8 protein-coding genes and 1 pseudogene are annotated in these 9,486 nt (G+C 66.9%); 2 read left to right on the top strand and 7 right to left on the bottom strand.

Going from position 1 to position 9,486, the window contains the following annotated elements; all coding sequences use genetic code 11:
* Position 1: 1 nt before the first annotated feature.
* From AC1RWI_RS05555 to AC1RWI_RS05565, 3 genes and pseudogenes are all read right to left on the bottom strand, one after another.
* Positions 2-1,303, bottom strand: a complete 1,302-nt coding sequence (locus tag AC1RWI_RS05555) for a YyaL domain-containing protein (RefSeq protein WP_043357355.1) — start codon at positions 1,301-1,303, stop codon at positions 2-4.
* Positions 1,304-1,415: 112 nt separating this feature from the next.
* Entirely contained in the window at positions 1,416-2,753 is a 1,338-nt protein-coding gene (locus AC1RWI_RS05560) for an HlyD family secretion protein (protein WP_043357353.1), read from the bottom strand.
* 707 nt (positions 2,754-3,460) lie between these two features.
* Positions 3,461-4,252 (bottom strand): annotated as a pseudogene (locus AC1RWI_RS05565) (amidohydrolase); the annotation flags it as partial.
* A gap of 234 nt (positions 4,253-4,486) precedes the next feature.
* Between AC1RWI_RS05565 and AC1RWI_RS05570 the strand changes: the two are divergent.
* Complete coding sequence (locus AC1RWI_RS05570) at positions 4,487-5,344, top strand: mechanosensitive ion channel family protein (protein WP_043357352.1); 858 nt, start codon at positions 4,487-4,489, stop codon at positions 5,342-5,344.
* A 157-nt stretch (positions 5,345-5,501) separates the two neighbouring features.
* Positions 5,502-6,590 carry a Zn-dependent alcohol dehydrogenase gene (locus tag AC1RWI_RS05575; protein ID WP_043357350.1) on the top strand — a complete coding sequence of 363 codons (1,089 nt, stop codon included), beginning with the start codon at positions 5,502-5,504 and terminating at the stop codon, positions 6,588-6,590.
* Here the strand turns inward: AC1RWI_RS05575 and AC1RWI_RS05580 are convergent.
* The 4 genes from AC1RWI_RS05580 to AC1RWI_RS05595 form a co-directional block, all read right to left on the bottom strand.
* Positions 6,574-6,795, bottom strand: coding sequence for a low temperature requirement protein A (locus AC1RWI_RS05580; RefSeq protein ID WP_492865061.1), 222 nt, complete (start codon positions 6,793-6,795; stop codon positions 6,574-6,576). The genes AC1RWI_RS05575 and AC1RWI_RS05580 overlap by 17 nt on opposite strands.
* A 92-nt stretch (positions 6,796-6,887) precedes the next feature.
* Positions 6,888-7,475 (bottom strand): hypothetical protein, encoded by a 588-nt coding sequence (locus tag AC1RWI_RS05585; RefSeq protein ID WP_492865063.1) that lies wholly within the window; start codon positions 7,473-7,475, stop codon positions 6,888-6,890.
* Positions 7,476-7,557: 82 nt separating this feature from the next.
* Complete coding sequence (locus AC1RWI_RS05590) at positions 7,558-8,952, bottom strand: carotenoid oxygenase family protein (RefSeq protein ID WP_492865065.1); 1,395 nt, start codon at positions 8,950-8,952, stop codon at positions 7,558-7,560.
* On the bottom strand, positions 8,949-9,486 hold a 538-nt coding region (locus tag AC1RWI_RS05595), incomplete at its 5' end, for a TetR-like C-terminal domain-containing protein (protein ID WP_492865067.1). The genes AC1RWI_RS05595 and AC1RWI_RS05590, both read right to left, overlap by 4 nt.

Genomic DNA, 9,486 nt, shown 5'->3' on the forward strand with positions numbered 1-9,486 from the left:
GTTACTCCTTGGACGGAGGGGCGGAAATGGTGCCGGTGCAAGCGGCATCGACACATCCGGAAGGACGGAAGGGGTTCCAGCCTGCGGCGGCCAGCACCGCCCATGCGGTCGCGCCGAGGTGGGGCAGGTGGTAGTAGTAAAAGTCCTCCGTGGTGGAGGTCGGCCCGATCGAGAGGCCGGTGCGGATGCGTTGTTCCGGTGTGGCGTAAAGCAGGCCGGAGGGCGCGCGCTGTGACAGCAGCAGTGGCCAGAGCGATGAGGCATCCTGCGCGCGGCTGCTGGCGCGCAGCACCAGCGCGGCCTGGCCCGTGCCTTCGGTCCAGACGCCGTCGGGGTTGCCGTTGAAGCCGTAGCCGCCCTTGACGCCATGACGCTCGCGGGTCCAGTCCAGGCCCCTGCGCCAGTCCGCGGGCGCGTCTGGCACGGCGATCAGCGGCCATAACACCGCATCGAGAGCGGAGGGGCCGCTATTGAGCGAGCGGCCGTCGTCGCGCGTGCCGATCACGAAGCGGCCTTCGCGCGGCTGCCACATCGCCTCGACGAAACCGCGCGCGCGCCGCGCCGCCACCGGCCAGCGCGGATCGTTGCTGAGGCGGGCCAGCCAGATGAACGCGGCATAGGCATCGACGTTGTGCTCGGTGGACTTCCAGGACTGGCGGGTGGGGCTGGGTTCCTCGCCGAAGTAGCCGCCGATGAAGCCGCCCGGGGGACCGGCATCGAAGAGCGTGGCGTCGACCCAGCCCATCAGCGCCGCGGCACTGTCGAGATAGCGGCGTTCGTGGGTGCTGTCGTAGACCGCCAGCAGCATCAGCGCGGCCCACGCCACATTGCCCGTGGCGGTGCCGGCCTGGTACGCGTCCTCGAACCAGCGCTGGCTCGGCGTGTCCCACCAGCCGGGCAGGGGCGCGGGGCCTGCCGGCAGCGCGCCGGCGCGGTAGGCATTGCGCAGCCGGTTATCGTGGTAGTGACGATCGTGCGCGCTGGCAGCAACCATGGCGTCCGCTATGCGGCGCGCATCGCCAACGCGGCGGCAGGCCACCAGCGCGATGCCCGCGAGCGCGTTGTCATAGACGAACGCCGCTTGCTGCAAGGCGGGTGCGAGCGGACCCTGCCCCGGTGCGGGCTCGTAGCTGCCGAGCATCACCGGGCCCTGGCCCGGCACCGCCGCGACCCGCGCGGCAATTGCCTGGCAGGCGCCCGCCAGCAACTGCTCGCGCGCTTGCGCCGGGGGCGCCTGGGCGGCGGCGGGCGGCGCCAGGATCATGGCCAGGCTGGTCATGCCGGCCAGCAGCGGTGGCAGCATTCGGCGGCGTAAGGTGGGTGAGGCGGGCGAGGTGGGTAAGGTGGGTAAGGTGGGTAAGGTGGGTAAGGCCCGGTTCATGGCGATCTCCTGCCTTGCGTCGGATTCGCTGCCGTCAGATCAGCGTGCGCACATGGCCCCACCAGGGCTGGTCGAGGCTGACCTTGGCCCAGCGGCCCAGCGCACAGCGATCCGCCGCCGCGCCGGCGCTCTGCTGAGGCAACGCCGGTAAGGGCTTGTCCAGTTTGGCGATCAGGTAGATCTCGTTTTTCTCGATGGGCGGGAACGGCACGAAGTAGCGCGCCTGCTCGCCATCGGGCGCGCGCGGCAGGATTTCAGCAACCTTGCCGGCCAGCGGCGCGGCAACGCCGTCCACGCGCACCGTCACCTTGGTGCCGGGCAACAGGTCGTTGCTGAGGCTGCGGGGGAACACGGCCACCACCCGGGGTTGCGCGCAATTGGTACTGCGCAGCAAGGTCGCGCCGGCCGCGACGCGCGTGCCGGGCGGTGCCAGCACGTCCTGGACCATGCCGGAATCGTAGGCCTTGATATCCAGGTTGGACATGCGTTGGACGCGCTGTTCTTCCTGCGCGATCAGGGAGTCAACCGACTTGCCATACTGCTCAAGCTGGGTCAGCTCCGCCCTGAGCTGGGTGATCTCCGCGCTCAGTTCGTCGTGCCGCTGCGCCAGCGTGGAGACCGCGCCATCGGTGCTGGAGAGGTACACCTTGCCCTTGGCTGCCTGGCTGTTGCTGAGCGCGTTGTCGAGCTCGGCGCGGATCGCTTCCTTGGAGTTCGACAGGATCGACAACTGGTAGCGGGAGGCATTTGTGTAGGCCTCGCTGACCGCGCCCGCCCATTGCATGGCCTGGTTGCGGTTCACCACGTCTTCCTGCTGGTCTACCTGTTCCTTGGCCATTGCCATGCGGGCCTGGATGCCGCGGATCTTGGCGGCGTGTTCGGCTTGTGCGGCTGCCTGGTATTTCCTGGTCTCCTGGTCGGTCGCGTCAAGGCGGGCCTGATCGCCTTCGAGCTTGGCTTTGGCCGCATCGTAGCGTTGCTGGTTGTCCAGCTTCTTGCCCGTCAGTTCCACCAGCAAGGCGCGGTCGATATTCTGGTTCTGCACGCTCATCAGCGTGTCTCCCGGCGCAAATGAGGCGCCCACCGAAATCCGCTGGCCCGCCACCACGCCTTCGACCGGGGTGGTGACCAGGTTGACAGGTCCATCGACCACGGCGCGTTCCGACGAGCGCGTGAACACGGGTGGAAACATCACGGCCAAGATCACCCAGACGATAAAGGCGGCCACGCCGTAGCTGGTCAGGCGTGGCACCACGTGCCAGAGTCGGTGTTGGGTCAGCTCGCGGCTGCCTCTCGCGGGCGCCGGATGCTCTGTGCGCAATTCCGGTAGGTGCGTGGCCGGGGGGCGGCTTTGTTCGATTTTGTCGCTCATGGCATCCTCACTGGCAAGTTTGCGCGATCGGGTTCGCAAAACGAGCGGCAAGCCGTTGGCACCGGGCGTGTCGGCAAGACGCACGTTCCCTGTAAAGCAAGTCCCCCAATATTTCTTCCGCGATGCGTTGTTTCACGGCCCAGCCGGACCGCTTGCGCATCTGTGTGTGGACCAAGACGTGCCGGGTCCGTGGATCTGCCCGCGCTCCGGCTGAGCGCAGGAGCGGGGCGAATGCGTATGACCCGAGGGCCATCGACGATACTCGCGGATGTGCAGGACTCGGGTTCGCTGCACGGTGGCGAGTGAATGAAGGCTAGCCAAGAAGCCGTGCCAGTGCTGTAAGAATGTGTAAGAGCAGGATGTCACACCGTTGAAATCAATGGCATCCGATGCCCCATTTCCCATGCGGGCAGAGACCTGGCTGTCACATACGCACGGGCGCATTTTCGGAGGGTGAGGCATTCCCCGCCGCCTCTGCGGACATTGTTTCTTCTCATGGCGCAATGGCCTGTGCGCCATGCTCGCCACTCGATCGCCTGCCGCCCGGCGGGGCGGGCAATGGGTGTTCTCTGTGCTCTGTCTTCTGTTTGCAACACGCACCGTGAAGCAGCAGCACGCATGAAAAAAAGCCGGCGCAGGGCCGGCCTCTCGATCATGCCACGGCGACGAATACACGCCATGGTACTCGGCAATTCAGCGTATCAACATCAACGCGCGCTTGTGTCCGCGTACACGCGCTCACCCGCCACCCACGTCTGGGTCACGCGGGTCTTCCAGATCTCGGCCGGCGCCACTTTGAACAGGTCCTGGTCGACCAGGATGGAGTCGGCCCACTTGCACGGCTCCAGCGAGCCCGGCATCTTCTCCTGGTGCTCCGCGTAAGCGGCGTCCAGCGTGAAGGCGCGCAAGGCCTGGGTCAGGGTCATGGCTTGCTCCGGATGCCAGCCCTTGATCGGGCGCACTTCGTGGTCGGTACGCGTGACCGCCGCATGCAGGCCGAAGAAGGGGTTGGCGGATTCCACCGGGAAGTCCGAGCCGCCGGCAATCACGGTGCCTTGTTTGAGCATGGTCTGCCAGGCGTAGGCGCCCTTGATGCGTTCCTTGCTGATGCGGTCCTCAGCCATGTTCATGTCGCTGGTGGCATGGGTGAGTTGCATCGAGGCGATCAGGTCGAGCTGCTTGAAGCGCGGGATGTCCGGCAGCGCTACGGCCTGGGCATGCTCGATGCGGTTGCGCAGTTCGCGGCCGCCGACTTCCTTGTCGGCCACCTCGATCGCCATCTTGACGCTCGCCTGCATGGCCGCGTCGCTCATGAACAGCAGGCCGCTGTGCACGTGGTCATCCGAGTACGGCGCCATCAGCGCCGCGCCACGGCTGCCGAGTGCGCCGTCGCCGTACAGCTTGACCGCGCGCAGGTAGCAGCGGTCGTTGCCGTAGCCGGAGAACAGGCCCTTGGCGCTGAGCGCCTTGAGGTCGTCGCCGGTGTCGCGGATCATGCCCTAGATGCGCGTGGCCCACATTGACTGGCGCGGCCGGCATCCGACCGGGCCCGGCCAGCACAAGGCGGGATGCACGGCAGTACATTTACCGGCTGATACATCGGGCGGCATCATAAGAGAAAACGCCGCCCGGGGAAAGGCGCGGGGCGGGGCCGCGGCAGGTTTTGCGCTGGTTGCGGCGCGGCATGGCTAGAATCTGGGGTTTGCATCCTCGCGGTATCCGGACCAATCCTCATGAACCTGCCCTTCAACGACAGCTATCTTCTACACATCGCGCTTAGCGTCGGCATCGTGCTGGCCGGCATGCTGGCCGTGAAGTTCATCAACCGATTTTTCCAGGCTCGCCAGCAGGGGGACAAGGACAATCGCGGCAGCTATCGCGCCTGGACCGTGGCCTCGCGCAACGCGGTTGCCGCGGTGGTGTTCCTGCTGCTGCTGGGCATCTGGGTGTCCGAGCTCAAGAGCGTGGCGATCTCGCTGACCGCCTTCGCGGTGGCCCTGGTGATCGGCGGCAAGGAACTGGTGATGTGCTTCCTGGGCGCTTTCCTGCGCATGATGGCGCGCCCCTTCCAGCTTGGCGATGTCGTCGAGATCGGCCCGCATTCCGGCGAGGTGGTGGACATGGACGCGCTCACCACCACGCTGGTGGAGATTGCCGGCGCGCGCCAGTTCACCGGTTCCACGGTGCAGATTCCCAACAGCATGTTGCTGACGGTAGCCGTGCGCAACCACTCCCAGGCGGGCAAGTACACCCTGGACACGCTGCGCATCCCGTTGCCGGAGAAGAGCGACCCGGACCGCGTCGAGGCCGACCTGATCGCGATCACGGAAGAGGTGTGCGCCGGCTTCCTGGCCGAGGCCCGGCACAGCCTGCAGGAATACGGCGGCTCGCGTTTTCTCGATCTCTCGCAGTTCGAGCCGCGCGTGATGTTCGAAGCCATGGCGGCGGACCGGCTCGATGCGCTGGTGCGGTTTCCGGTGCCGGTGGGCTCGCGGCTGTCGATCGCGCAGCAGATCCTGCGCAAGTACCACCAGCGGCGCAACGCGCAACCGGCGCCCGCGCAACAAGACAAGGCGGCGTCGCATTCCTGATCCTCGGGCGCCTGGCTGCGCAGCAGGCCGGGGGCGGGCGCTGTTTTATGGCTTCACTGAATGGCGTTTCGGTTGTATGGTAGCCGTGCCGCCGCCGTTGCCGGGGACGGAAACCGTCGCGAATTGTGCCGAACAAGATCGAACAACGAGGAGATCCATGAAAGCCGCTGTCCTGCATCAACCCAAGACCCCGCTTGTGATCGAAGACGTCGCCATTGGCAAGCCGGGCCCGCACGAGGTGCTGCTGCGCACGGCGGCGGTGGGCGTTTGCCACTCGGACCTGCATTTCCTGGACGGCGCCTATCCCTTCCCGATGCCGGTGGTGCTTGGGCACGAGGCGGCCGGCGTGGTCGAGCAGGTGGGTTCCGAAGTGCGCACGGTCAAGCCCGGCGATCACGTGATCACTTGCCTGTCGGCCTACTGCGGCCATTGCGAGCATTGCCTGACCGGCCACCTGTCGCTGTGCGTGGAGCCCGACACCAAGCGCCGCGAGGGCGAAGAGCCGCGCCTGCTGGCGGCCAAGGGCGCGCCGATGAACCAGTTCCTGAACCTGTCGGCATTTGCCGAGCAGATGCTGATCCACGAGCACGCGCTGGTGGCCATTCGCCGCGACATGCCGCTGGACCGCGCCGCGCTGATCGGCTGCGCGGTGACCACCGGCATGGGCGCGGTCATCCACACCGCGCGCGTGAGCCCGGGCGAGACCGTGGCGGTGATCGGCTGCGGGGGCATCGGGCTGGCCACCATCAACAGCGCGGCCATTGCCGGCGCGGGCCGCATCATCGCGATCGACCGGGTGCCTGGCAAGCTGGAGCTTGCCAGGCAATTCGGCGCGACCGATGTCATCAACGCGGCTGACGTGGATGCGGTGGAAGCCGTGCGCGAGCTGACCCGTGGCGGCGTGCACCATGCGTTCGAAGCCATAGGCCTGAAGCAGACCGCTGAGCAAGCCTTCTCCATGCTGCGCCGCGGCGGCACCGCCACGGTGATCGGCATGATCGCGCCGGGCGTGAAGATCGAGATCAAGGGCACGGACTTCCTGGCTGAGAAGCGCATCCAGGGCTCGATGATGGGCTCCAACCGCTTCCCGGTGGACATGCCGAGGCTGGTCGATTTCTACCTGTCGGGCAAGCTCAAGCTGGACGAGCTGATCTCGCGCCGCATGCCGCTGGAGAACATCAACGAGGCCTTTGACGAACTGCGGCGCGGCGAACTGGCGCGCTCCGTGATCATGTTCGAGCACTGAAGGCCGGCGGCGGTCTATGCCGCTTCGACAGCCGTTTTCCCCGCCGCGCCAGCGCGCCCTCCGGGCCGGGGTGGTGAAGCAACAGGTGCGACAGCTGCGTGATGGCAAAGGCGTAGATCAGGTCGAAGAACAGCTCGCCCTCGGTCACGCGGGCTTTGCGGCCATCGCGCGCTCGCAACAGGCCGGCACTGGTGCTTGGGTTCATGGCAAAAGGCTCCTCCCGTTCTCCGTGCGGGAAATTTGCCACAGTTCGGGGAGAAACGCAGCAGAAGCCTGTGGGGCCGGGTTGCTATCCGGCTATGCCAGCGGCCGTCCTGGCGCGGCCGATGCCGATGCCGCGGCCTCGGCCGCCCGCCGCACAGCTGCCGGGTAGCGCACCGTGAAGATGACGGCGCCGGCGAACGCAGCCACCGTCGCCGCCACATCGACCCACAACGGGATGGCGCTGACGTATTCCGCCGCGGCGTCGGCGGCTACCATCACCGCCAGCGCGGCGGCCCACGCCAGCGTGATATGCCGGTTCACCGCCAGGAAGCGCGGCGACGCCCAGTATTCCCTGGGCACCTGCTCGCGGGCATATTGCAGCGTGAACGGGCGTCCGATCGCCAGCGAGACCAGCACGATCGCCAGCAAGCCTGCATCCACCGCGAGCCGCACCGTGGCCACCGTCCATTGCGGCGCGGCGCTGACGGTATAGAGCAGCAGCAGCGCGAACAGGGCCAGGCTGCCAAGCTCCAGCACCTTGAGCGATTCGCCGCGCCGCCACATGCGCAGGCACAGCAACAGCGAGACCACGAAGGCCGCGGCCAGGCCGGCCAGCGGCGAGATGCTCCGCATGGCGATAAAAAAAGCGACGAACGGGGCAAAGCCAATCAGTATTCCCATGCTGCTCTCCTTGGGTTGGTTTGCGGCCCGGAACAAGCCCGGCCGCCAGGCAGTGGATGTCGATGCGCGTCTTGTTGCCGGATCAGTCCGCACCGCACCAGTTGCCATGAAAACCGAACGGCACGCGGTGCGAAAGCTGTACCGTGGCAACCGGCCCATCGGCAATCGCGCTGGCATCCAGCACGACCAGGTCGCTGCGCGCCTGCACGCCCCGGTAGACCGTAGCCAGCAGCCAGCCATCGCCTTCGGCGCTGTCGGCTGCGCGCGGCACAAACACCGGCTCGGACAAGGCATCGCCTTCGGGCAACTGGTAGGTGGCGCGCTTGCCGCTGCGCAGGTCCAGGTGGGCCAGGCTGTCGTAGCTGCCACGCGCGCTGCTCTCGTATTGGCGCAGCGCGTAGTAGCCATGGTGATACGGCAGCGTGGAGAAGCGCTCGTCGAAGCGCGGGAACTCGCCCGCCATGTCGTCCAGGTATTCGCGCGTGAACGTGTCCGACTTGCCGGCCATGTCGAAGGTCCAGCGGCACAGCCGAGCGCCGGTGCCGTCGCCGTTGGGATTGAAGATGGGGGAGGATTCATACTGCATCACGTCGGCGATGACCTTGTTGCCGGCGTCCCAGGCATTCATCACGTGAAATACGTAGCAGGCCTCGCCATGGAACCAGCGCATCTGCGCGGTGCCGCCATTGCGCGGCATGATGCCGATGTGCGAGCCCTTTTGCGGCTCCCACGCGTAAGCCGGCTCGCCGCGCATGGCACGCTCCATGCTGCCGGTGAGCGGCAGGATGGGAAACAGCACATGCTTCTGCGTGACCATGAAATCGTGGACCATGCTGGGAAACGGCGCTTCGAAGTGTTCGAGGCGCTGCAGCTGCCCGTTGCGATCCACCACGCCGTAGCGCATGCCGGGGGTGAAGGGGCCATCGGCCGAGTAGGCGAAGAACACCATCTCGCCGTTCACCGGGTCCACCTTGGGGTGCGCGGTCATCGCGCCGGTAAGCTTGCCGCCGTAGTCGACATCGCCGCGCGTGGCCAGGGTCTGGGCGTCCAGCTCCACCGGCAGGTCGGCTTCTTCCAGCGCCAGCAGGCGGCCGGCGTGGCTGAGGATATTGGTATTGGCCACGCCGGCGTTCTGCCCAAGCACTGACGGATCGGTGGTGGCCGGGTTGCCCCAGCTGCCGAACAGCGCATGCCCAGCAGCTTGCTCGCGCTGGAACTTGTTGGTGCGTACCCAGCGGTTGCGGTAGCGCACGCGGCCGTCTTCCATGTGGAAGGCGTGCACCATGCCGTCGCCGATGAACCAGTGGTAATGCGCATCGCGCGGGGCGTACTGCGGGTTTGGCCCGTTGCGATAGAGCGTGCCGCGCAGCGCGCGCGGCAGCTCGCCAAGCACCGGCAGGTCGGGCGCATCGCATTCCATCAGGATGGGGGCGAAGTTGCCACTGAGATAGGGCGTGGACGGGAACGGCTGGCTCATCGGGAGCTCCTTTTTCTCTGCTGCCGGATTGGCTTCGGCATGGATGTGGGGACGGGTTCGCTAACGGTTTCATGACCTGCTTCATTCCCCGCTTCGAGACTTGCCGCGGGCATGGGCGCGCGCATGCCCGCAGCCAGCAGCCGCAACATCTCGGCGTGGATAACGCGGAAATCGGGTTCGCCGGGCAGCTTGCCGGCCAGGCGCAGCATCACCAGCCCGTGGATCGAGGCCCAGATCACATAGCTCAGCACCTGCGGGTCGCCGTGGATCAGGCCGCGCTGCGCCATGGTTTCCAGATGCGCGCTCATGGTGCGGCGCGCACGCGAGCCGGCGCGCTCCAGGTCGGGGTAGCGGTCGTCGTCCGGCTGGGTCATGTCGAACATCAGCCGGTAGGCATTGGGCTGGGCAAAGGCAAAGGCGAGATAGGCCTCGCCGACCGCGCGCGCGCGGTCGCGCGGCTCGGCAACGCTGGCGCCGGCGGCCTCAAGGGTGGCGGCGAAACGGTCGAACGCGGCGGTGCGTACCGCCGCCAGG

This window comes from Cupriavidus sp. MPR-AND1C, assembly GCF_058809705.1.